Below are 21,889 nucleotides of genomic sequence, written 5' to 3' on the forward strand. Positions count from 1 at the left end.
AACAGAGAGCATGAGCGGGTATGAGAGATCGCCGGAGCGGCGACGTGCAGCAGTCGTCGGAGCCGGGGTCTCAGGTCTGACGGCGGCGTACCTGCTGCAGCGCGACTACGACGTGACCCTGTACGAGGCGGACGACCGGCTCGGCGGCCACGCACACACCCACGACCTCGTCGACGGGCACGGACGCGCGGTGGGGGTCGACAGCGGCTTCATCGTGCACAACGCGCGGACGTACCCGCACCTGACGCGGCTGTTCGACGAGCTCGGTGTCGCGACGCAGCCGTCGGAGATGAGCATGTCGGTGCGCTGCGAGGGCTGCGGCCTGGAGTACGCCGGAGCCCGCGGGTTCGGCGGGCTGTTCCCGTCGGCATCGCACGCCCGCCGCGGGGCGTACCTACGGATGCTCGCCGACGTCCCCCGCTTCCACCGGCTCGCACGCGCGCACCTCGCGCGGGGCGGAGACGACGCCGACGCCGACGCCGACGCCACCCTCGGCGCCTTCCTCGACGAGCACGGCTTCGCGACGTACACGCGCCAGCACTTCGTCGTCCCGCTCGTCTCCGCCGTCTGGTCGTGCGACGCCGAGACCGCCTACGCGTACCCGGCGCGCTATCTCTTCCAGTTCCTCTCCCACCACGGGATGCTCTCGGTCACGGGTTCGCCGACCTGGAGAACCGTGGTCGGAGGCTCGGCCCGCTACGTCGAGCAGGTCGTCAAGGGCCTGACCGCCGTGCACACCGCCCTTCCCGTGACCGCCGTCTCGCGGACCACCCACGGCGTGGAGGTCCACGACGCGGACGGCGGGCGTACGGCGTTCGACGTCGCGGTGCTCGCCACCCACGCCGACGACACGCTCCGCCTCCTCGCCGACCCCACGCCCGCGCAGGTCGCGGCGCTCGGGCCGTGGCGCTACTCCCGCAACGCGACGACGCTGCACACCGACCGCCGCGTCATGCCGAGCCGTCCTCGTGCCGAGGCGTCCTGGAACTACCGGATGCCGGGCTGCGACGCGAGCTCGTCGGCGGTCCGCGTGAGCTATGCGATGAACCGGCTCCAGCGGCTCGACACCGACCCCCAGTGGTTCGTCACCCTCAACGACGACGGTGACACGATCGATGACAACCGCGTCCTCGCGCGGATGGACTACACCCACCCCGTCTTCACGCCGGAGTCGGTCGCGACGCAGGACCTCCTGCCGGGCCTCAACGACGGCGTCCTCGCGTTCGCGGGGGCGTACCACGGCTGGGGCTTCCACGAGGACGGCTGCCGCTCCGGCGTCGAGGCGGCCGAGAGCCTCGGAGTCCGCTGGTGACCGCCTGCTACGACGTGACGATCCGTCACCAGCGCCACGGCCCGTTCTCGTACGGTCTGGTGTCGGCGGGCGAGGCCTGGCTGGTCGACCTCGACAACCTCCCCCGTCTCCCTCGTGGGCTCGGCTGGCTCGCCGGGTTCCGCGCCGCCGACCACCTCGGCGCCCCGTCGCAGTCGCTGCGCGAGAACCTCGACGCCTGGCTGGCCGAGGAAGGTGTCGAACGCCCGGCCCGGGTGACGATGCTGGCCCAGCCGCGCGTTCTCGGCTACGTGTTCGACCCGCTCACCGTGTTCTCGCTGTACGACCGTCACGGCCGCCGGACCGGCGTCGTCGCCGAGGTGCGCAACACCTACGGCGGGCGGCACTGCTACCTCCTGAGCCCCGACGAGAACGGGACGGCCGAGGTCGACAAGGCGTTCTACGTCTCCCCCTTCAACCCCGTCGAGGGCCGCTACACGATCCGCGTCCCGGAACCGGGTCACGCCCTCACGGTCGTCGTCACGCTGCACCGACCCGACCATCCGCCGTTCACCGCGACGATGACCGGCACCCGCACCGACGGCGCGTCCCTGTGGAGGTCCCTGCGGCGCCCGTGGCGCACCCGCGGCGTCAGCGCGGCCATCCGCTGGCACGGCATCCGGCTCTACCTGATGGGCCTCCGGCCCTACCCCCGAGGAGGACACGCATGACCGCCCTGCACCCCGCTCCGTCCGTCGAGGCCACGGACCTGGTCGTCGACCCGGACCGCTGGCCGCACGTGGCCTCCGTTCCCCGCGGTCGCGTCCGTGCGGCGGCGGCACGGGCGGTCGTGGCTTCCGCCGTACGACGGCTCCCCCTGCGCGTGCAGTGGCCGGACGGCTCGTTCACCGGCGCCGGCGGCGCCGCAGATCCCGTGCTGCGTCTCGTCCGGGCGGACGACTTCCACGCCCGGCTCGGAGCGCGTGGGCTGATCGGCTTTGGCGAGTCGTACATGGCCGGCGACTGGGAGGCCGACGACCTCACCGCCGTGCTGACGGTGCTGGCGGCGCACGCGTCGACGCTCGTCTCCCCGCGGCTCCAGCGGCTGCGCCGCGTCGCGGTCCCGCGACGGGCCAGGGGCGACGCCAACACCCGCGACGGATCGCGCTCGAACATCTCGCACCACTACGACCTGTCGAACGAGCTCTTCGCGGTGTTCCTCGACCCGACGATGAGCTACTCGGCGGCGCTGTTCGCGGCCGAGCCGGAGGGCGCCGCTGCCGGGACGTCGGGGGTCTCCGACGAGCCCTTCGCCGAGGCACAGCGTCGCAAGGTCGCCCGGGTGCTCGACCTCGCCGGTACCGGACCGGGGACACGGCTCCTCGAGATCGGCACCGGCTGGGGCGAGCTCGCCCTGCAGGCCGCCGACCGCGGGGCCGACGTCACGACCATCACGCTGTCGCACGAGCAGGCCGCTCTCGCGCGGGCGAGGCTGCGCGCCGCGGGGCACGGTGAGCGGGTTCAGGTGCTGCTCCAGGACTACCGCGACACCGAGGGTTCGTACGACGCGATCGCCAGCGTGGAGATGATCGAGGCGGTCGGGGCGGAGCACTGGGACGAGTACTTCGCGACGCTCTCCCGCCTGCTCGCACCGGGTGGCCGGGTCGGGCTCCAGGCGATCACGATGCCCCACGACCGGATGCTCGCGAGCCTCGACACGGACACCTGGGTCCTGAACTACATCTTCCCGGGCGGAGCGATCCCGTCGAAGGAGACGATCGCCGAGCGCACGACGGCGGCCGGGATGCGGGTCGCCTCGGAGCTGTCGATGGGCGCGCACTACGCGGAGACGCTGCGGCGCTGGCGTGAGCGCTTCGAGGCCCGGGCCGACGTCGTGGCCGAGCTCGGGTTCGACGCCGTCTTCCGGCGGATGTGGTCGTTCTACCTGGCCTACTCCGAGGCGGGGTTCCGCTCGGGCTACCTCGACGTCGTCCAGTACGGGCTCGAGAAGCCTGTCCACGGTCACTCGGAGGTGTCCCGATGACCTCGAACGCCGAGCGCCTGCGAGACCTCGTCACCCCCTTCGTCGGCGCCGAGCCGCCGGTCCGGATCCGTGCCTGGGACGGGAGCACGTCCGGACCGGCCGACGCGCCCTTGATCGACGTCCGCTCACGCCGCGCCCTGCGCCACCTCGCGTGGTCGCCGGGCGAGCTCGGCCTGGCGCGGGCGTACATCTGCGGGGACCTCGACGTGCCGGGGGGCGCCGAGGACCTTGCAGACGGCCTGCGGACGGCATGGCAGGTGCTCGCGGGGGTCGAGCAGCCGTCCCGGCCGGGCTGGTGGACGTGGGTGCGGTCGGTCCCGACGGCGCTGCGACTGGGCGTCGTCGGGCCCCGCCCGCGTCCACCAGCCGGGGAGATCCAGGTCGACGGCACGCGGCACACGACGCGCCGCGACGCCGCGGTGATCGCGGCCCACTACGACCTCTCCAACGCGTTCTACGCCCTGTTCATGGACCGGAGCATGGCGTACTCCAGCGCGTACTACGGCGGTGCCGGCGTCACGCTCGAGCAGGCACAACGAGCCAAGCTGGACCTCGTCTGCGACAAGCTCGGCGTGACCGCAGGGTCGAACCTCCTCGACGTCGGGTGCGGCTGGGGCTCGCTCGCGCTGCACGCCGCCGAGCACCGTGGCGCCCGGGTGCTGGGGATCACGCTCTCAGCGCAACAGCACGCGTACGTCCTCGAGCAGGTCGAACGCCGGGGGCTGAGCGACCTGGTCGGGGTGCGCCTCCAGGACTACCGCTCCCTCGACGCCGTCGGTCTGACCGAGCGGGGGGCCGGCTTCGACGCCGTCGCGTCGATCGAGATGGGGGAGCACGTCGGCGAGGAGAACTACGCGACGTACCTCGGGGTCCTGCGACGCCACGTCCGCCCGGGTGGACGGGTGCTCGTGCAGCAGATGTCGCGGCGCGCGGGGGCTGCGCCGGGCGGCGGCACGTTCATCGAGACCTACATCGCTCCCGACATGCACATGCGGCCGCTCTCGGAGACTCTCGGGTTCTTCGAGCGCGGCGGGTTCGAGGTCGTCGACGTCGAGGGGATGCGTGAGGACTACGTCCGCACCGTCGCCGACTGGTCGGCGGCGTACGAGAAGCGTTTCGACGAGGCCGTCGCCCTGGTGGGCGAGGAGCAGGCCCGGATGTGGCGGCTCTATCTCGTCGGAGGTGGGCTCGCGTTCGAGCAGGGCCGGATGGGCGTCGACCAGGTCGTGGCGACCCGGGCGGGGAGAGCATGACGTCGACCCTCGACGACGCCTTCTGGGGCTCGCTCCCGTGGACGGCCCTGGGAGTCGTCGCGGTGCTCGCCGTGACGTACGCCGCCTCGAAGGTCGCCGGCAAGCATGCCGTGATCGACGTGGCGTGGGGCCTGCTGTTCTGCGCCGTCGCGGTGGTGGGCTTCGTCGCGTCGGGGGGTCACGGCGACGACGTACGCCGGTGGCTGCTGCTGGTGCTCGTCCTCGTCTGGGGCGTCCGGCTCGCGGTGCACATCGGCCGGCGCAGCATCGGCGCCGGCGAGGACCCGCGCTACGAGGAATTCCTCCGCGACCGCGGCGAGCTGGGCGTCCTCGCGGTCGTCTACGGGCTGCAGGGTGTGCTCGCGTGGGTGATCTCGGCACCCGTCCAGGTCGGGATGTTCCTCGACGCGCCCGTCGGTGCACTCGCCTACGTCGGTGCAGTGCTGTGGCTCGTCGGACTGCTCTTCGAGGGGGTCGGCGACTGGCAGCTCGAGCAGTACAAGGCTCGCCCGAAGGACGAGCGCCCGCCCGTGATGGACGAGGGGCTGTGGCAGTTCACACGTCACCCCAACTACTTCGGCGACGCGTGCGTCTGGGTGGGGATCTTCCTCGTCGCCGCCGACGCGTGGCCGGGGGCGCTCACCGTGTTCGGGCCGGTGATCATGGTGTACCTGCTGGCCTTCGGCTCGGGCAAGAAGGTCCTCGAGCGGCGGATGGCGAAGCGGCCGGCGTACCGCGAGTACATGCGACGGACGTCCGGCTTCTTCCCGCTCCCACCGCGCAAGGCCTGAGGTCCCTCGCCGCGGCTCAGCCCACCGCCGCGAGGGCTGCGCGGACGATCCGCTCGTCGCGCCGGCGCAGGACCAGCGCGAGCGCCGGCTCTCCGCGGCGAGCGGCGCGTGCGGCGCGGTCCGCCCCTGGCGAGCCGACCTCGACGGCACCGAGCACGTCGACCATCGTCCGTACCGCGACCTCGTCGAAGGTCAGCGCTCCGTGCACCTCCTCGACGTCGACCTCGACCCGCGTCCGGTCCCGATCGGCCCGCGCACGCGCCTGCGCCAAGACCGCGTCGACGACCGCGTCGCGCGCGGACTCGCTCGGCGCCCGCACGTCGAGCACCCCGGTGGCCACCTCCGTCGTGAGCCCGTACCCCGGTTCGAGGCTCGCGACCTCGCCGAGGGTCGCACGCACGCCGTCGCCGGCGCGAAGGTTCGCCTGCTTCGCCGCGGCGAGCACCGTCATCGCGCACGTCAGCGCCGGATCCGCACGCACGGACATCGGAGCCTCGTACGGGAGCGGGTCGCCACGGAAGGTGAAGGCCCACCGTCCTCGGGGCCAGGCCACCGAGACGACCCCGACCGCGGCGGAGGACGGCAGCACTCCGGCGAGGTCGTCGGCGATCTCGACGAGCACCCCGGACGCGGAACGCCACAGCAAGGAGCCCGGCCCGCTCTCGACGACCACGGCGTGCTCCATGCCCCCATCCTGCCGGGGCATCGTCGCCGGGCGCACGCCGCGCGGGGCGCGCAGGCGATACTGAACGCCATGCGCATCACCCGTGAAGAGACCGACGCGGTCGAGGAGTCCGACCTCTCCTCGTTGGCCAAGGCCGAGAAGCTGATCGAGTACGCGACCTCGTCGGAGTACGACCTCGCCGACGACGTCGCACCGCGGTCGCTGCTGGTGGCGGCGTCGGAGTTCCTCGGGTTCGACGGTGCCTGGGACCGGCAGGCAGAGGTGCTGGAGATGGCCGACACCGCCGCCGGGGTCTCGGCGATCCACCCCGACGTCGTGCGGGTCGGGACGGCGCTCGCACGGGGCCTCGACCCGACGCCGTACGCCGACCGCTACCGCAAGTCCGGCCGCATCACCCCGGCGTCGTCGCACTACATGGCCGACCTGTACGACGCGGCCGGTGAGCCGCTCGCGGCCGAGCGTTGGCTCAACATCGGCATCCGAGCGCTCGAGCACCTCGACCCCGACATGGTCGACACCGGCACGTGGGACCTCCTGCTGCTCGCGCGCCGGGATCTGCGGACGCGCCTCGGACGCCCGAAGGACGGGTACGACGAGGAGGCGGACGCCGCCGACCTGCACGTCTCCGACCTGCAGGGCGCAGATGAGCACCGCTCGCTCGACAGCGACGCACAGGACTGACGTGGAGCTCGCCGAGGTGGTGCGCCGGCGGCGCATGGTTCGTGCGTACGACGGGAACCCGGTACCGCCCGAGGTCGTCGACCGCATGCTCGAGCACGCGACCCGCGCGCCGAGCGCCGGGTTCACCCAGGGCTGGGCCTTCCTGGTCCTCGACGCACCGGACGACGTCGACCGGTTCTGGGAGGCGACCACGCCTCCGGAGCGCGCGGCTGCTCCGTCGCGCTGGCTGCGCGGGATGCGGACCGCGCCGGTCGTACTCGTGCCGCTCACGCACAAGGACGCCTACCTCGACCGCTACGCGGAGCCGGACAAGGGGTGGACCGACCGCGACGAGGCGCGCTGGCCCGTGCCGTACTGGTACGTCGACACCGGCATGGCTTCGCTCCTGGTCCTGCTCACCGCCGTCGACGAGGGTCTCGGTGCCTGCTTCTTCGGGATCCCTCCGACCCGTACGACCGACTTCCGCAGCGCGTTCGGCGTCCCCGACGCGTACGAGCCGTTGGGCGCGATCACGGTCGGATACGGCGCCGAGGACCACGAGCCGAGCTCGCGCTCGCGAGGCCGGCGCCCCCGCGAGGAGGTCGTCCACCGAGGACGCTGGTGACCCGGATCGACCGAACCCCTGGTGTGTGATCCCTATCACGAGTAACCTCGCGCCATGCTGCTCGCAGAGGAATTCTCGCTGCTCGCGCTCGATCCCGAGACCGGGAGGCTGCGCGGGCCCGACGACCGGGTCACCCGTGCGCTCGCCGGCTCACTGCTTCTCGACCTCGCCCACGCCGGTCACGTCGCGCTCGAGCCGGGCGACGTCCTGGTGCTCGCCGACACGTCACCGCGCCAGCCCTTGCTCGGCAGCGGCCTGTCCCTGCTCACCGGCCAGTTCCCCGTGACCGTGCGGGACGCGATCGGGCACCTCGCGTCGACGCTGCGCGAGACGGTGCTCGAGAGCATGGCCGAGCGCGGCATGCTGCGCCGCGAGGTCCACCGGACCCTGGTCCTGAAGATCCTCGTCCGGTGGTACGCCGCCTCGCCCGACACGAGCGAGTCCGTCCGCGCAGACCTGCAGCAGATCTTCTCGATCGCCGGCGCCGCGCCTCCAGAGGCCGACGCCGACCTCGAGCCGAGGCCGGCCGGGCTCCTCACGGTGCTCGACGGTGCCGACCTCCTCGAGCTGGTGAGCCCGACCCGACCCGACCGCGAGCAGGTGCGGTCGTGGTGTGCGACCCCGCGCCCAGGAGCGGGCGACGAGATCCGCTGCGCGGTGCACTCGGCGCTCCGCTCGCTCGAGGGTGGAGCGCACGGCCCCGCCGCATCGTCCACGCCGTCCCGCGCCACGTCGGTCTGACCCCTCCGGGTCAGTCCCGCGAGGCAGCCGACCTCGGGTACGCCCGCGGGCCGCACACGTCGCACCCGGGCTGGTGCTCCACCTGGATCGCGTGCTGGCTGGGCACCGTGCGGATCATCGCCCACGCGACCACGCCGCCGAGCGCCAGCATCACCGTGCAGATGATCATCGCCTGGTCGAAGCCCGCGTCGAACAGCTCCGGGTCCGACAGCGCACCGCCGACGATGCCCACGATCGGCGGGAGGGCAGCGACCGCCAGCAGCTGCGCCGTCCGCGCCACGGCGTTGTTGACCCCGGACGCGGTCCCTGCGAGGTGGTCGGGCGCCGCGGCGAGGACAGCTGTCGTCAGCGGCGAGACGAGGATCGTGAGCCCGATGCCGAAGACGACGACGCCCGGTGCGACGTCGACGAGGTACGACGCGTCGGGGCCGATCCTCAGCATCAGCAGCAGTCCGGCAGCGGCGACGAACGGGCCCACCGTCATCGGCAGGCGCGGGCCGATCCGGGTGCCGAGCCGGCCGGCGGCCGGCGAGAACAGCAGCATCAGGATCGTCACCGGGAGTGTCGCTGCACCGGCCGCGAGCGGCGTGTAGCCGGCGACGACCTGGAGCTGCACCACCAGGAAGAAGAAGACCGCGCCGAGAGCGCCGTACACGACGAACGTCACGAGGTTCGCTCCCGTGAAGACGCGGTCGCTGAAGAGTCCGAGCGGCACGAGCGGATTGGGGCTGCGCCGTTCCTGTGCGACGAACAGCAGGAGCACCACGAGACCGACGACGGCCAGCCACGTGGTCGACTCGATCAACCCGTATGTCAGCACGGCGAGCCCCCCGGCGGTCAGGGCGACGCCGAGGATGTCGAAGTGCTCGGGCGCGTCGGGGTCGCGGCTCTCGGGGACGTGGCGGCCGCACACCCACACCACGACCGCGGCGAGCGGGATGTTGAGGAGGAAGATCGCCCGCCAGCTCACAGCCTCGATCAGCCATCCGCCGAGCAGCGGGCCGATTGCGGTCGCGACGCCGCCGAGTCCTGACCAGGCGCCGATCGCCGCACCGCGGTCCTCGGAGTCGAACGACGCCGAGATGAGTGCCAGGCTGCCGGGCGTGAGCAGCGCGCCGCCCACTCCCTGGAGGACCCGCGCGGCGATCAGCGTCTCGATGTTGGGGGCCACACCGCACAGCAGCGACGCGGCGGCGAACCACAGGACGCCGATGACGAACACACGGCGCCGACCCCAGCGGTCGCCGAGCGCGCCGCCGAGCAGGATCAGCGACGCGAGAGCGAGCGTGTAGCCGTTGACGACCCACTGGAGCCCGCCCACGTCGGCGTCGAGGTCGTCACCGATCGTCGGGAGGGCGACGTTGACCACCGTCGAGTCGAGCATCGCCATGCTGGACCCGAGCACGGTGGCGAGCAGCAGCCAGCGACCCGGTGCGCTGCGAAGGCGAAGGGCGGCGTCCACCCTGGCCACGGTACGCAAGCCTGTGGAGTCATGGGGAAGACTGGCGCCATGACGGTACGCACTCCCGACCCGAATCCCGGCTGGCTCTCCGACCACGATCTCGACGAGACCCGCAACCGCGTCCCGATGCTCTACGTCGAGGCAGTCCCGGTGCGCATGGACCCCGACGGCCTGGTCGCCGAGATCGGACTGCTGCTGCGCGGCTCCCACACCGGGGTCATGACGCGTTCCTTCGTCTCGGGGCGCGTGATGCACGGCGAGCGCATCCGCGACGCGTTGATGCGCCACCTCGAGAAGGACCTCGGGCCCACGGCATTCCCGGTCCTACCCGTGAGCACCGTGCCGTTCGCGGTGACCGAGTACTTCCCGTACCCCGGGGCGTCCCAGTTCTTCGACGCCCGCCAGCACGCGGTCGCGCTCGCCTACGTCGTGCCGGTCTCGGGTGAGTGCCAGCCTCGCCAGGACGCCCTCGAGCTCACCTGGCTCACGCCGGGCGAGGCCGCGACCGACGCGGTGGCCGCCGAGATGGAGGGCGGGCGCGGCGCGCTCCTGCGCCAGGCCCTCGCGCACCTCGGCGTCCTCGGCGGCTGACGCAGCCGGCCCGCGGGTCGAGGCGGCCCCCAGGCTTCCGCTGGTCGAGGCAGCCCCCCAGGCTTCCGCTGGTCGAGGCAGCCCCCACTTTCGCTGGTCGAGGCGCGAAGCGATCGAGACCCCGCGACCAGGTCTCGATCCTCCGCTGGCGCTCCGGCCTCGACCAGCGGGAAAGCTTGCTTGCGCTCCGACCTCGACTGCGCCGGTCGAGGCAGCCCCCCAGGCTTCCGCTGGTCGAGGCAGCCCCCACTTTCGCTGGTCGAGGCGCGAAGCGATCGAGACCCCGCGACCAGGTCTCGATCCTCCGCTGGCGCTCCGGCCTCGACCAGCGGGAAAGCTTGCTGGCGCTCCGGCCTCGACTTCCGCCGGTCGAGGGAGCCCCCAGGCTTTCGCTGGTCGAGGCAGCCCCCTGGCTTTCGCTGGTCGAGGCGCCAAGCGATCGAGACCCCGCGACCAGGTCTCGATCCTCCGCTGGCGCTCCGGCCTCGACCAGCGGGAAAGCTTGCTTGCGCTCCGACCTCGACTGCGCCGGTCGAGGCAGCCCCCCAGGCTTCCGCTGGTCGAGGCAGCCCCCACTTTCGCTGGTCGAGGCGCGAAGCGATCGAGACCCCGCGACCAGGTCTCGATCCTCCGCTGGCGCTCCGGCCTCGACCAGCGGGAAAGCTTGCTGGCGCTCCGGCCTCGACTGCGCCGGTCGAGGGAGCCCCCAGGCTTTCGCTGGTCGAGGCAGCCCCCTGGCCTCGGCTGGTCGAGGCGCGAAGCGTTCGAGACCCCGCGACCGGGTCTCGATCCTCCGCTGGCGCTCCGGCCTCGACCAGCGGGAAAGCTTGCTGGCGCTCCGGCCTCGACCAGCGGGAGCTTGCCGGCGCAGACTTGACCGGCGAGGGTTTCTCAGTGCACGGCCTTCAGCCCGACGACTCCGCCGATGATCATCGCGAGGAAGACCAGGCGGAGGGCGGAGACGGGCTCGGAGCCGGTCACCATCGCGAACGCGACGGTCAACGAGGCACCGATGCCGACCCACACCGCGTAGGCCGTGCCGGTCGGGAGGGTCCGCATCGCGATGGCGAGACCGACCATGCTGAGGACGACCGTCACCCCGAAGACGGCCGTCGGGACGAGTCGGGTGAATCCCTCCGAGCGGCCGAGCGCGGTTGCCCAGACTGCTTCGAGGACGCCGGAGACGACGAGGATCAGCCATGCCATGACGAGCTCCTAGAGATTGCCTACAGGGCGACGTCTTTTCTTCACCGGGTACGTCGTGCTCGTCCGGAGCCGGGTGGCTGAGGCCAGAATACCAGGCGTAAGGTATCCATATTCCGAGATTGGAGTCTCAACATATGGATTCGTCGATCGCCGCACCTCCCGTCACGGCGCGCCACTGGAGCATGCTCGCCGTCGCCACGGGCGCACAGGTCTCCGGCGCCTGCCTCGCGCACGGAGCGGCCTTCCTCATTCCCACGCTCCAGTCACAGGGACGCTCGCTGTCCACCGCCGGCCTCGTCGCCTCCATGCCGTTGATCGGCACCATGCTCACCCTCGTCGTGTGGGGAGCGGTCGCCGACCGGTACGGCGAGCGCCTCGTCCTCATCAGCGGGACCGCCGGCACGGCGCTCAGCGCCGTCCTTGCAGTCGCTGTCGCCGGCAACCTCGCGGTGCTCTGCGGCGCCCTCCTGATCGCGGGGGCGTTCGCCGCGAGCACGAACTCCGCGTCCGGCCGCGTGGTCGCCGGATGGTTCCCCCCGCACAGGCGAGGGCTCGCGATGGGGATCCGCCAGATGGCCCAGCCGCTCGGAGTCGGGCTCGCCGCGGCCACGATGGCTCCGCTGGCCGCCGCCCACGGGATCTCGGCCGCGCTCTGGGTGCCGGCCGCCGCCGCTGCCCTGGCCGCCGCCGCGTGCGCCCTCGTCGTCGCCGACCCGCCTCGCCCGAGCCGCGCCGACGCGCAGGCCGCCGGGCAGCTCGCCCACCCGTACGGCAACGGCTACCTCGTCCGCATCCATCTCGCGTCGATGCTGCTCGTCGTCCCGCAGTTCACCGTCTGGACGTTCGCGCTCGTGTGGCTGGTCGGCGATCTGGGGTGGTCGGCCGGGATCGCCGGAGGCCTGGTCGCGGCTACCCAGCTGCTCGGCGCTGTCGGCCGGATCGGCGCGGGGCAGCTCTCCGATCTCGTCGGCAGCAGGCTCCGCCCGATGCGCTGGGTCGCGATCGCCGCAGCGTCGACGATGGTCGGCCTCGCGGTCACGGACCGGGTCGGCTGGGACATGGTCGCGGTCGTGCTGCTCGTCGTCGCCACCGTCGTCACCGTGGCCGACAACGGGCTCGCGTTCACCGCGATCGCCGAGCATGCGGGCCCGTTCTGGTCCGGCCGTGCGCTCGGCATCCAGAACACCGGCCAGTACCTCGCCGCCTCTGCCGTGCCCCCGCTGATCGGCGGCGCGGTCACGCTGCTGGGCTTCCCCCTGGCGTTCGCCCTGGTGGCCCTGTGCCCCGTCGTTGCTGCACCGCTCGTACCCGTCGACGCGGAGGCGCCGCTGCGATAGCCTCCTCCCCCACGACCACGCCCGAGCAGGGCCGAGACCGGCGGTTCCCACGTGATCTCCGCGAGCGAGCGATGAGCGGCCCCGCGCCGTCGACGACCCGGCCCGATGTGACGGACCCTGCTCAGGGGACGCTCCCGTTCGCGCCGGTCCTCGGGCAGTCCCTCGGGGCCGCGATGCCGGCGTCGATGGCACTGACGATCCCGTTCACGCTCACCGCTGTCGCCGGTCGCGGCGCTTGGCTCTGCGTGGTGATCGCGGGCGCCCTCGTGTGGCTCGTCAACCGGGCGCTGTTCCAGTTCTCGTCACGAGTGGCGTCCGCGGGCTCTCTCTCCTCGTACGTCGCCCTGGGCCTCGGCCCGGTCGGCGGGCTGATCGCGGCGGTGTCGCTCGTGATCGGGTACGGCATGCTCGCGAGCTGGTGCATCGTGCGTTCAGCGATCACGGCGACCGAGCTGCTCGACCCGTCCCGAGCGCCGGGCTCGGTCGGGGTGCGGGAGCTGCTCGTCGCACTAGTCTTCACGGCGGCGTGCGGCGCGGCCCTGGCACTCTCCACGCGGGTGTCGCTGTTGGTCACGTTGGCGGCCGCGAGCACAGCGCTCCTCGCCGTCCTGGCCCTCGTCGTGACGTCGGTCGCGCGGGCCGGGGTGCCGGCCGCGATGACTCTCACCCTCGAGGGAGCGGAGCCGGCAGGGATCGCGCGGGGCGTCGTGCTCGCTGTCGCGTGCCTGGTCGGGTTCTCGGCCGCCACGTCCCTGTCCGCCGAGGCGGCGCGCCCGCACGCGTCCGTCCCCCGCGCCACGTCCGTCGCACTGGCCGTCGTCGTCGCGACTCTCTTCGTCAGTGCCCTGTTCGGGCCAGCGCCGGTCGACGGTGTCGGCAGCATGCTCCAGTGGTTCCCGCCCGGCGCGAACCACGACGCGTCGGTCGCGATCGTGCGGGCAGTCCGGCTGCTCTCCTACGTCGGGTGCGTGCTGGCCGTGTGGGCGGCGCTCGCTCGGCTGACGCTCTCGCTGGCGCGGGATGGCGCACTGCCGGCACGGCTGGGTGCGACCCACGCCCGTCGCGGGACGCCGACGGCTGCGGTCGGCGCCGCCACCGCCATGGTGCTCGGACCCTCCGCCGTCGCGTTCCTGGTCGCGCCTGACGAGCGCACGGTCGTGACCGTGCTGGGCGAGAGCTCGACGGCCGCGCTGCTGATCGCGTTCACCCTCACGTGCCTCGCGGCCACCCCGTTCCTGCAGCGGCGCGGCGCGCTTCGACGCCGCACCGCGGTCCTGCATGCGGCGGGCGCCACTGCGATGCTGGCGGTTCTCCTTGCGATGACGGTCCAGCCCTGGGGAGGCGAGGGCCACACCACGATGGCGACCACGCTGGCCTGCGCAGCGGGAGGTGCGGTGTGGGCGGCGTCGCTCGACCGGCGGCGTCCGTGGGCGTTGACCCGACTGGGGAGCCACGACGATAGGGATGCGCTGACGGCGGACGAGGTTACCGACCGGTAGTGTTTGGCGTACCTAACCCCTAGGCGCCGCCGCTGTGGGGCTAAGGTTCGCTTGACCGTACTACCGGCAGGAGCTGAGCATGCAGGTCGTCGCGATCGTCGTCTCCCTGGCCATCACCGCAGTCGCCGTCGCGCTCGCCGCCAAGGCGATCACGCAGATGGTGCACGTCGTGCGGATGGGCGGGCCGACACGGGGCACGCGCACGGACAACCAAGGTGCGCGCTGGAAGAACATGCTGGTCGAGACCATCGGCCACACCCGGATGCTGCAGTGGCACTGGATCGGCATCATGCACTGGTTCGTGTTCGCCGGGTTCATCCTGCTGTCCACGATGGTGGCCGCGGCCTACTTCCAGATCTTCGACGCCCACGCCGTCCTCCCGATCATCGGGCACTGGGTCGTCTACCAGTGGGTGGCCGACCTCCTCTCCTGGCTGACCCTGATCGGCATCCTCTACCTCATCGTCGTCCGCCAGCGGAACAAGCCGAACCAGCTCGGGCGCAAGTCCCGGTTCTTCGGGTCGACGTTCTGGCAGGCCTACTTCGTCGAGGCCGTCATCCTCGCCGTCGTCGTCTGCGGGTTCCTGCTCCGCGGTCTCGAGTACGCCCTCTTCTCCCTCGACGACCCGGCCGAGGCCACCTTCGTCCACTTCCCCGGCACGTTCTGGCTCGGCGAGATCTTCTCGGGCATGTCGGCCAGCGCGCTCGAGACGACCATCTACGCCGTCGCGATGGTCAAGATCGTCATCTCGATGACCTGGTTGATCACCATCTCGCTCAACATCACGATGGGCGTCGCCTGGCACCGCTTCACCGCCTGGTTCAACATCTGGTTCAAGCGCGACTCGTCAGGCCGCACGGCGCTCGGCGCACTCCAGCCGATCTACATCAAGGGCGAGCCGCTGGACCTCGAGAAGATGGAGGACCTCGAGGAGGAGGACTTCTCCAAGCTCGGCGTCGGTGCCGTCGAGGACTTCTCCTGGAAGGGCATCCTCGACTTCACGACCTGCACCGAGTGCGGCCGCTGCCAGTCACAGTGCCCCGCCTGGAACACCGACAAGCCCCTCTCCCCCAAGCTCCTCGTGATGGGCCTGCGCGAGCACGCGTACGCGAAGTCCCCGTACGTCCTGGCCGGCGAGGACGGCCGTGAAGGCCTGTCGGAGGACGTCGTCAAGGAGAGCGAGCGCCCGCTGATCGGCGACGAGTCGGTTTACGGCGTCATCGATCCCGACGTGCTGTGGTCGTGCACCAACTGTGGCGCGTGCGTGCAGCAGTGCCCCGTCGACATCGAGCACGTCGACCACATCGTCGACATGCGGCGCTACCAGGTGCTCGTCGAGTCGAACTTCCCCACCGAGCTCAACAACATCTTCAAGGGCCTCGAGCGCAAGGGGAACCCCTGGGGCATGTCGCCCAAGAACCGGATGGACTGGGCGAGGGACCTCGACTTCGAGGTCAAGCAGGTCGGCGTCGACATCGAGGACCTCGACGAGGTCGACTGGCTGTTCTGGGTCGGCTGCGCGGGAGCGTACGAGGACCGCGCCAAGAAGACGACCCAAGCGGTCGCCGAGCTCCTGGACACCGCGGGCGTCTCGTTCGCCGTGCTCGGTGACGGCGAGACCTGCACCGGAGACCCGGCTCGCCGCGCCGGCAACGAGATCGTCTTCGCCCAGCTGGCGATGCAGAACGCCGAGGTCTTCAAGGAGACCAAGGTCAAGAAGGTCGTCTCGACCTGTGCGCACTGCTTCAACACGCTCAAGAACGAGTACGCCGACTTCGGTGTCGAGCTCGAGGTCGTCCACCACACGCAGCTGCTCAACCGGCTCGTGCGCGAGGGCAGGCTGACCCCCGTCGCTCCCTCGGACTCGAGCGTGGCCGGCAAGACCATCACCTACCACGACCCGTGCTTCCTCGGCCGTCACAACCAGGTGTACGAGGCGCCGCGCGAGCTCCTCGACGTCATCCCCAACGCCGAGCTCAAGGAGATGCCCCGCAACTCCGAGCGGTCGTTCTGCTGCGGTGCGGGCGGCGCCCGGATGTGGATGGAGGAGACGCTCGGCGAGCGCATCAACCTCAACCGCACCCAGGAGGCCATCGACACCGGTGCCGACCAGATCGCCGTCGGCTGCCCGTTCTGCCGCGTCATGCTCGCCGACGGCCTCACCGCCAAGCAGGCCGACGGTGCCGCACGCGAGGAGGTCGAGGTCCTCGACGTCGCACAGCTCTTGCTCGCCGGCGTGAAGCGGAAGGCCGACACCGCAGGCGCGACAGAGCCGGGTCCCGACATGACGGCCGCGGACGCCGGCATGGCAGCCACGGCCACCGCTGTCCTCGAGCGGCCCGAGGGTCCGGGTGCCGAGCTCGACGATCCCGAGGCCGGCACCCCTGCCGAGAACGCGGAGATCGCCGAGGAGTCCGAGGTCCACGTCGACGACGAGGGTCACGGCCACCCGAAGGCCTGACCGCGCGTCGCTCTCACGAAGGATGAGGCGTTTCGACCACTGGGTGGTCGGAACGCCTCATCTCTTGTCAGGGGATACTCGACCATGACCAGATGGCTCCTGCTCGGCGGCGCCATCGCCTGCGAGGTGACCGCCTCCCTCTCGCTCAAGGGAGCCCTGGACCGCCCATCGCTGTACGCCGTCGTGGTCGTGGGCTACGCCGCGTCCTTCGCGCTGCTGACGGCCGTCCTCCGGCTGGGCATGCCGCTCGGCGTCGCCTACGGCATCTGGGGCGCCCTCGGTGTCGCCGCGACCGCCATCCTCTCCGCGGTCCTGTACGACGAGTCGTTCACGTCGCTCATGGCGCTCGGCCTGGTCCTGATCGTCGGCGGCGTCCTGGCCGTGGAGCTGGGATCCCAGGCAGCGCACGCCCGGGCGCGCGCCGACGAGACCGGAGCGACCTGATGGCGTGGCTCTTCCTCGCTGGCGCAATCCTCGTCGAGGTCGCCGCGACGCTGTCGCTGCGGATGGCGGCCACCGGGCGGCGCGCCTGGTACGCCGCCGTCGTCACGGGCTACCTCGTCGCCTTCTCCTGCCTGGCACTGAGCCTCGACGCAGGCATGGCGCTCGGAGTCGCGTACGGGATCTGGGCGGCCAGCGGCGTGGCCCTCACCGCAGTCGCGTCGTGGCTGCTGTTCGGTGAACCGCTCACCGTCGTGATGGCCGGCGGCATCGCGCTCATCGCGGCCGGCGTCCTGCTCGTGGAGCTCGGCGCCGCCCACTGACGGCTGCGACGTCGCGAGCGCGGCGAAAGCCCCCGACATCACCGATGCCGGGGGCTGGGTCGCCTACCTCGCGGCGATGGAGTGACGCGTCAGGCGTCGCGGCGCCGGACCGCGACCGCTGCGGCCACCATCAGCACGGTGATCTCCGCGGTGAAGATCGCGAAGCTGGGCCAGGCGTCGAGGAGGTTCGGGTTGAACGCCACCGGGACGGCGACCGCGGACCCTGCGTTGCCGGGCATGACGCGCTCCAGGAAGAGCCCGATGTCACCGGGGACCAGCGCGATCATGTTGCTGACGACGAAGACGACGGCGATGGTGATCGTGATGGCTCCGGCGGTGTGCCGCAGGAGCGTACCGACGGCGACCGAGAGCAGACCGAGCCCGGCCATGTAGAGGCCGCTGCCGTACATCGACCGCAGCACGTCGCCCTCCAGCGCCATGCCGATGCCTTCGCGCTCGAAGAAGAAGTTGCCGCCGAAGTAGCCGATCAGCGCCGTGGCCGTACCGACCACGAACAGCACGCCGGCCACGAGGAGCGACTTGGCGGCGAGGACGCGTCCACGCCGCGGCACGGCCGCGAACGTGGTCCGGATCATCCCGGTGCCGTACTCGTTGGTGACCGCGAGGACGCCGAGCACCACAGCCGTGATCTGGGCGATCATCATGCCCCAGGTGATGAACGAGCCGGGTGACTCGTCGGCGCCCTCGGAGGCGAGCCAGTCGGCGTTGCCCCAGCACATCACGATCGTGAGACCGGCGCCGAGCCCGACCAGCGCGGCCAGGGTCCACCAGGTCGAACGGACCGTCCGCAGCTTGATCCACTCGGCGCGGAGGACGTCGCCGAAGCCCTGTCGGGTCACCACGTCCTCGACAGCATCGGTGACGCTGAGCACTGTCGCGGTCATGCCGCCACCTCTTCACGGGTCTTCGACGCGTACTCGACGCTGTCGGCTGTCAGCGTCATGAAGGCGTCCTCCAGCGACGATCGGACGAGCGTGAGCTCGTGGAGCGCCAGCCCCTGCCCGTGGACCAGGTCGCCGATCGCCGCGGCGTCGATCCCCTGGACGTGGAGGGCGTCGTCGACGGCGACGACGTCCAGTCCGGCCCGCTCGAGGAGCGAGCCGATCTGCGCCCGCACGGGCGACTTCACCCGGACGTACGACGCGGCGTGCGTGGAGATGAAGTCCTCCGTCGAGGTGTCGGCGAGGATCTGGCCGCGACCGATCACGATCAGGTGGTCGGCGGTCAGCGCCATCTCGGACATGAGGTGGCTGGAGACGAACACCGTCCTCCCCTCGTCGGCGAGCTGGCGAGCCAACGCGCGGACCCACCGGATGCCCTCGGGGTCGAGCCCGTTGACCGGCTCGTCGAGAACGACGACCGGCGGATCCCCGATCAGTGCGGCGGCGATGCCGAGCCGCTGCCCCATGCCGAGCGAGTAGCGGCCGGCGCGCTGGCGAGCGACGGACTCGATGCCGACGAGCTCGAGCACCTCACCGACGCGGGTGCTCGGGATGCCGTTGCTGGCGGCGAGCCAGCGGAGGTGGTCCCGCGCGGAGCGACCCGGGTGGAATGCGTGGGCGTCGATGAGAGCGCCGATGGAGCGCAGCGGCGCGGGCGAGGTCAGGTGACGGTGCCCGTTCACGGTGACCGTGCCGGACGTCGGGGCGTCGAGCCCCAGGATCATCCGCATGGTCGTCGACTTGCCGGCGCCGTTGGGGCCGAGGAACCCGGTGACGCGTCCCGGCTTGACCGTGAAGTCGATCGCGTCGACGGCGGTCTTGTCTCCGAACTTCTTGCTGAGTGCTTGAGCGCGGATCATACGATCGCCGCCCGGGTGACTGACGTGTCCATGGCTACTACGGTGCCCGGATCGCGCGCCTCGCCCATCGGGGAACAACCCCGGCCGCCCCCTGAGCCGACCCTGGGTTCGGTACGGGTCGGCGGTCAGCCCAGCAGCGGGCGCGCCTCACCGAGCGGCGGTCGCGCCCCCGTGCGGCCGACCGCGAGCGCAGCCGTCTCCGCGCCGCGCCTCAGCGCCTGCTGCGGGTCGACGCCGTCGGCGCTGGCCGCCAGGAACCCGGCCGTGAAGGCGTCGCCCGCACCGGTCAGGTCCTCGACCTCGGCCTTCTCCGCACGCTGGCGCACCACGAACCCGTCGGGCGTCATCTGGAGGGCTCCCGAGGCGCCGAGCGTCGCGACGACGGTCGGGTACCACCGGCTCAGCTCGAGCACGGCACGGTCGGGGTCGTCCTCGCCGGTCATGCAGCACAGCTCGTCGAGGTTCGGGAGGATCACGTCCACCTCGCGGGTCCAGGAGACGAACGCGTCGACACCGACGTCGCGCAGGAAGGCGATCGACGCAGGATCCACGGACACGGCAGCACCGCGGTCGCGGGCCCGAGCGACAATCTCCTGCGCCACCGGCCGCGTGGCCGGGTCGAAGAACGAGTAGCCGGTGAGGTGGACCCACCGGACGTCCTTCCACGCCGAGAGGGGGACATCCTTCGTCGACAGCCCGCTGTTGGCACCGCGGTCGACGTACATCGTCCTCTCGCCGCCACCGTCGAGCGTGATGACGATCGTCGCGGTGTCTCGTTCGCCGTCGGCGGCGATCCGCGTCTGGACGCCGAAGCGCTCGAGCGCCTCGGTGTGCCGACGTGCTCCGTTCTTGCCCGCACGCCCGACGAACATCACGTCTGCGCCGAGCCAGCCGAGCCAGGCGGCGACGTTCGCGGCGGATCCGCCGTCACGCCTCCGGATGACTGCCGGGGTGTCGCTCGCCGGGGTCACCGCGGTCAGGGGTCGGACGATGAGATCGTCGACCACGTCGCCGACCACGAGGATGCGCGCCATGGGCCGAACGCTACCCGTCGAATAATCGGATGCGTCGTACCTGCCCCTCCCTCTAGTCTCGGGGAAGTCGCACACGAACGAGTGCCGGAAGGAGGCTAGAGATGGACGACTACACCCACGATCTCCTCACGCGTCAGCGGGAGGCACAGCTGCGCCGCACGATGGGGCGCGCACGTGCCGGGACGATCCATCAGGCCTCCTGGCGGGTACGAGCCGCGGACACGCTTCGTCGGTTCGCCGACGCCGTGGACGCCCTCCCCGCAGGGTCGACCGATCCCACTCGTCCGATGTGACCCCAGGTCGCCCCGGGCCGACGCACTGCTGAGCACCGCTGACCGCGGTCGCCGCCACGACCTGTGACTGCTCACCGGTCTGCACGACTTCACGACTCCGACGTCTCCCGCACGGGGCACGTCGACGACGCCTGCACAGGCGAACAGGGGCACCACCATGAACGAGCACACCCATCTCCTTCTCATGCAGATGCGCGAGAAAGAGCTCAACCGACGCAACGAGCAGCGGCGCCACCTCGGCACGCAGCACACCACTCGGCAGCGCACGCCGATGCGGACGCTGACCGCGAGGACGCTGCACCGGCTGGCGGACCGTCTCGACAGCCGCCCGGTGCGGCCGCAGCCGGCACGCACGACCCGCTGACCGTGGCTCAGGCCGCGTGCCGACGAGCCGCCACACCACCGAGACCGGTGGCACCGACTTCCGGTGTCACCGGTCTCGTGCGCTCCAGGCGATCGCGATCGCCGCACCGACCCTGATGTTGTTGGCCGCGATGTCGAGGTTCACCTCGAGGCTGGAGCCGCTGGTGAGCTCGACGATCCGTGCCAGCAGGTACGGGCTGACGTCCTTGCCGGTGATGCCGTCCCGCTCGGCCTCTGCCAGCGCCTGCCGCAGGGCGTCCTGGTGGACCTGCGGGTCGAGCTGCTTCTCGTACGGCAGCGGGTTGGCGACGAGCACGGCACTCGCTCGCGCGAGCAGGTCGTTCGAGGCCATCACCGCCGCGACCGTCTCCGCGTCAGGCACCGCCCAGTCGACCGTCTCACCAGACTCCGTCAGCCAGAAGCTCGGGAACCGGTCGGTCCCGTAGCCGACCACCGTGACGCTGAGGGTCTCGAGTCGCTCGAGCGTCGCCGGGATGTCGAGGATCGACTTCACGCCGGCCGACACCACGGTGATCGGCGTCTGGGCCAGCATCGTGAGGTCGGCGGACTCGTCGAAGGTGTCGCTCGCTCCGCGGTGCACACCGCCGAGGCCACCGGTCGAGAAGACCCGGATGCCCGCCTTGGCGGCGAGGAACGCGGTTGCGGCGACCGTCGTGGCACCGGACGCGCGCGTCGCCATCGCGACCGGCAGGTCACGGACCGAGACCTTCACCACCGAGTCGTCCAGCGCGATCCGCTCGAGGGCAGCCTCGTCCAGACCGACGTGCGGCTCTCCGTCGACGACGGCGATGGTGGCCGGGACGACGTCGCGCTCGCGCAGGATCGCCTCGAAGTCGCGGGCCGCCTGCAGGTTGCGGGGCCGCGGCAGACCGTGGGAGATGATCGTGGACTCGAGCGCGACGACCGGACGGCCGGCCTCGAGGGCGGCAGAGACCTCGGGGTGGATGTTCATCCGACCAGTGTCGCG

The 21,889-nt window shown here is 71.5% G+C and carries 23 protein-coding genes and 1 riboswitch; of the genes, 16 read left to right on the forward strand and 7 right to left on the reverse strand.

The window, feature by feature from the left end:
* The first annotated feature begins 10 nt into the window (after positions 1-10).
* The 5 genes from AB3M34_RS20335 to AB3M34_RS20355 are packed head-to-tail and all read left to right on the forward strand — an operon-like array spanning position 11 to position 5,358.
* Positions 11-1,312, forward strand: coding sequence for an NAD(P)/FAD-dependent oxidoreductase (locus AB3M34_RS20335; protein WP_370616663.1), 1,302 nt, complete (start codon positions 11-13; stop codon positions 1,310-1,312).
* Complete coding sequence (locus AB3M34_RS20340) at positions 1,309-2,001, forward strand: DUF1365 domain-containing protein (RefSeq protein WP_370616664.1); 693 nt, start codon at positions 1,309-1,311, stop codon at positions 1,999-2,001. Before AB3M34_RS20335 ends, AB3M34_RS20340 begins: the two co-directional genes overlap by 4 nt.
* Positions 1,998-3,314 carry a class I SAM-dependent methyltransferase gene (locus tag AB3M34_RS20345; protein ID WP_370616666.1) on the forward strand — a complete coding sequence of 439 codons (1,317 nt, stop codon included), beginning with the start codon at positions 1,998-2,000 and terminating at the stop codon, positions 3,312-3,314. The genes AB3M34_RS20340 and AB3M34_RS20345 overlap by 4 nt, the downstream gene beginning before the upstream one ends.
* Positions 3,311-4,567 (forward strand): class I SAM-dependent methyltransferase, encoded by a 1,257-nt coding sequence (locus tag AB3M34_RS20350; RefSeq protein WP_370616667.1) that lies wholly within the window; start codon positions 3,311-3,313, stop codon positions 4,565-4,567. The genes AB3M34_RS20345 and AB3M34_RS20350 overlap by 4 nt, the downstream gene beginning before the upstream one ends.
* Positions 4,564-5,358, forward strand: coding sequence for a DUF1295 domain-containing protein (locus tag AB3M34_RS20355; protein ID WP_370616669.1), 795 nt, complete (start codon positions 4,564-4,566; stop codon positions 5,356-5,358). The genes AB3M34_RS20350 and AB3M34_RS20355 overlap by 4 nt, the downstream gene beginning before the upstream one ends.
* A 16-nt stretch (positions 5,359-5,374) precedes the next feature.
* Here the strand turns inward: AB3M34_RS20355 and AB3M34_RS20360 are convergent, their stop codons facing one another.
* Positions 5,375-6,043 carry a hypothetical protein gene (locus AB3M34_RS20360; protein ID WP_370616671.1) on the reverse strand — a complete coding sequence of 223 codons (669 nt, stop codon included), beginning with the start codon at positions 6,041-6,043 and terminating at the stop codon, positions 5,375-5,377.
* 69 nt (positions 6,044-6,112) lie between these two features.
* On the opposite strand from AB3M34_RS20360, the gene AB3M34_RS20365 reads away from it, so the two are divergent.
* Genes AB3M34_RS20365 through AB3M34_RS20375 form a run of 3 tightly spaced genes read left to right on the forward strand, consistent with a single transcriptional unit; the run spans position 6,113 to position 8,069 of the window.
* Positions 6,113-6,724 (forward strand): hypothetical protein, encoded by a 612-nt coding sequence (locus AB3M34_RS20365; RefSeq protein ID WP_370616673.1) that lies wholly within the window; start codon positions 6,113-6,115, stop codon positions 6,722-6,724.
* Between the two features lies 1 nt (position 6,725).
* Positions 6,726-7,328, forward strand: a complete 603-nt coding sequence (locus tag AB3M34_RS20370; protein ID WP_370616675.1) for a nitroreductase family protein — start codon at positions 6,726-6,728, stop codon at positions 7,326-7,328.
* A gap of 54 nt (positions 7,329-7,382) precedes the next feature.
* Positions 7,383-8,069, forward strand: coding sequence for a GOLPH3/VPS74 family protein (locus AB3M34_RS20375; RefSeq protein ID WP_370616677.1), 687 nt, complete (start codon positions 7,383-7,385; stop codon positions 8,067-8,069).
* Between the two features lie 10 nt (positions 8,070-8,079).
* On the opposite strand, the gene AB3M34_RS20380 is transcribed toward AB3M34_RS20375, so the two are convergent.
* A complete protein-coding gene (locus tag AB3M34_RS20380) occupies positions 8,080-9,531 on the reverse strand; it encodes an MFS transporter (RefSeq protein WP_370616678.1) in 1,452 nt (483 codons plus the stop codon).
* Positions 9,532-9,579: 48 nt separating this feature from the next.
* Here AB3M34_RS20380 and AB3M34_RS20385 point away from each other — a divergent pair, with 48 nt between their 5' ends.
* Entirely contained in the window at positions 9,580-10,122 is a 543-nt protein-coding gene (locus tag AB3M34_RS20385) for an NUDIX hydrolase family protein (RefSeq protein ID WP_370616680.1), read from the forward strand.
* An 891-nt stretch (positions 10,123-11,013) separates the two neighbouring features.
* Here the strand turns inward: AB3M34_RS20385 and AB3M34_RS20390 are convergent.
* Entirely contained in the window at positions 11,014-11,328 is a 315-nt protein-coding gene (locus tag AB3M34_RS20390; RefSeq protein ID WP_370616682.1) for a DMT family transporter, read from the reverse strand.
* 24 nt (positions 11,329-11,352) lie between these two features.
* A riboswitch (guanidine-III (ykkC-III) riboswitch) is annotated at positions 11,353-11,412 on the reverse strand.
* 50 nt (positions 11,413-11,462) lie between these two features.
* Here AB3M34_RS20390 and AB3M34_RS20395 point away from each other — a divergent pair.
* From AB3M34_RS20395 to AB3M34_RS20415, 5 genes are all read left to right on the forward strand, one after another.
* A complete protein-coding gene (locus AB3M34_RS20395) occupies positions 11,463-12,665 on the forward strand; it encodes an MFS transporter (protein WP_370616684.1) in 1,203 nt (400 codons plus the stop codon).
* Positions 12,666-12,736: 71 nt separating this feature from the next.
* Positions 12,737-14,164, forward strand: coding sequence for an APC family permease (locus AB3M34_RS20400; protein WP_370616686.1), 1,428 nt, complete (start codon positions 12,737-12,739; stop codon positions 14,162-14,164).
* 79 nt (positions 14,165-14,243) lie between these two features.
* Complete coding sequence (locus tag AB3M34_RS20405; protein ID WP_370616687.1) at positions 14,244-16,625, forward strand: (Fe-S)-binding protein; 2,382 nt, start codon at positions 14,244-14,246, stop codon at positions 16,623-16,625.
* 84 nt (positions 16,626-16,709) lie between these two features.
* Positions 16,710-17,069 (forward strand): DMT family transporter, encoded by a 360-nt coding sequence (locus tag AB3M34_RS20410; protein ID WP_370616689.1) that lies wholly within the window; start codon positions 16,710-16,712, stop codon positions 17,067-17,069.
* Positions 17,069-17,389 (forward strand): DMT family transporter, encoded by a 321-nt coding sequence (locus AB3M34_RS20415; RefSeq protein WP_370616690.1) that lies wholly within the window; start codon positions 17,069-17,071, stop codon positions 17,387-17,389. Before AB3M34_RS20410 ends, AB3M34_RS20415 begins: the two co-directional genes overlap by 1 nt.
* An 89-nt stretch (positions 17,390-17,478) precedes the next feature.
* Here AB3M34_RS20415 and AB3M34_RS20420 read toward each other — a convergent pair whose 3' ends face one another.
* From AB3M34_RS20420 to AB3M34_RS20430, 3 genes are all read right to left on the reverse strand, one after another.
* Positions 17,479-18,294 carry an ABC transporter permease gene (locus AB3M34_RS20420; RefSeq protein ID WP_370616691.1) on the reverse strand — a complete coding sequence of 272 codons (816 nt, stop codon included), beginning with the start codon at positions 18,292-18,294 and terminating at the stop codon, positions 17,479-17,481.
* Positions 18,291-19,211 carry an ABC transporter ATP-binding protein gene (locus tag AB3M34_RS20425; protein ID WP_370616692.1) on the reverse strand — a complete coding sequence of 307 codons (921 nt, stop codon included), beginning with the start codon at positions 19,209-19,211 and terminating at the stop codon, positions 18,291-18,293. Before AB3M34_RS20425 ends, AB3M34_RS20420 begins: the two co-directional genes overlap by 4 nt.
* A 125-nt stretch (positions 19,212-19,336) precedes the next feature.
* Positions 19,337-20,245 carry a carbohydrate kinase family protein gene (locus AB3M34_RS20430; protein ID WP_370616693.1) on the reverse strand — a complete coding sequence of 303 codons (909 nt, stop codon included), beginning with the start codon at positions 20,243-20,245 and terminating at the stop codon, positions 19,337-19,339.
* Between the two features lie 101 nt (positions 20,246-20,346).
* Between AB3M34_RS20430 and AB3M34_RS20435 the strand changes: the two genes are divergently transcribed.
* Complete coding sequence (locus AB3M34_RS20435) at positions 20,347-20,538, forward strand: hypothetical protein (protein WP_370616694.1); 192 nt, start codon at positions 20,347-20,349, stop codon at positions 20,536-20,538.
* Between the two features lie 157 nt (positions 20,539-20,695).
* Entirely contained in the window at positions 20,696-20,902 is a 207-nt protein-coding gene (locus tag AB3M34_RS20440; RefSeq protein WP_370616695.1) for a hypothetical protein, read from the forward strand.
* 66 nt (positions 20,903-20,968) lie between these two features.
* Here the strand turns inward: AB3M34_RS20440 and AB3M34_RS20445 are convergent, their stop codons facing one another.
* Positions 20,969-21,874, reverse strand: a complete 906-nt coding sequence (locus AB3M34_RS20445; protein WP_370616696.1) for a pseudouridine-5'-phosphate glycosidase — start codon at positions 21,872-21,874, stop codon at positions 20,969-20,971.
* Positions 21,875-21,889: the final 15 nt, after the last annotated feature.

It is taken from the genome of Mumia sp. Pv4-285, assembly GCF_041320275.1.
Taxonomy (GTDB): Bacteria; Actinomycetota; Actinomycetes; order Propionibacteriales; family Nocardioidaceae; genus Mumia; species Mumia qirimensis.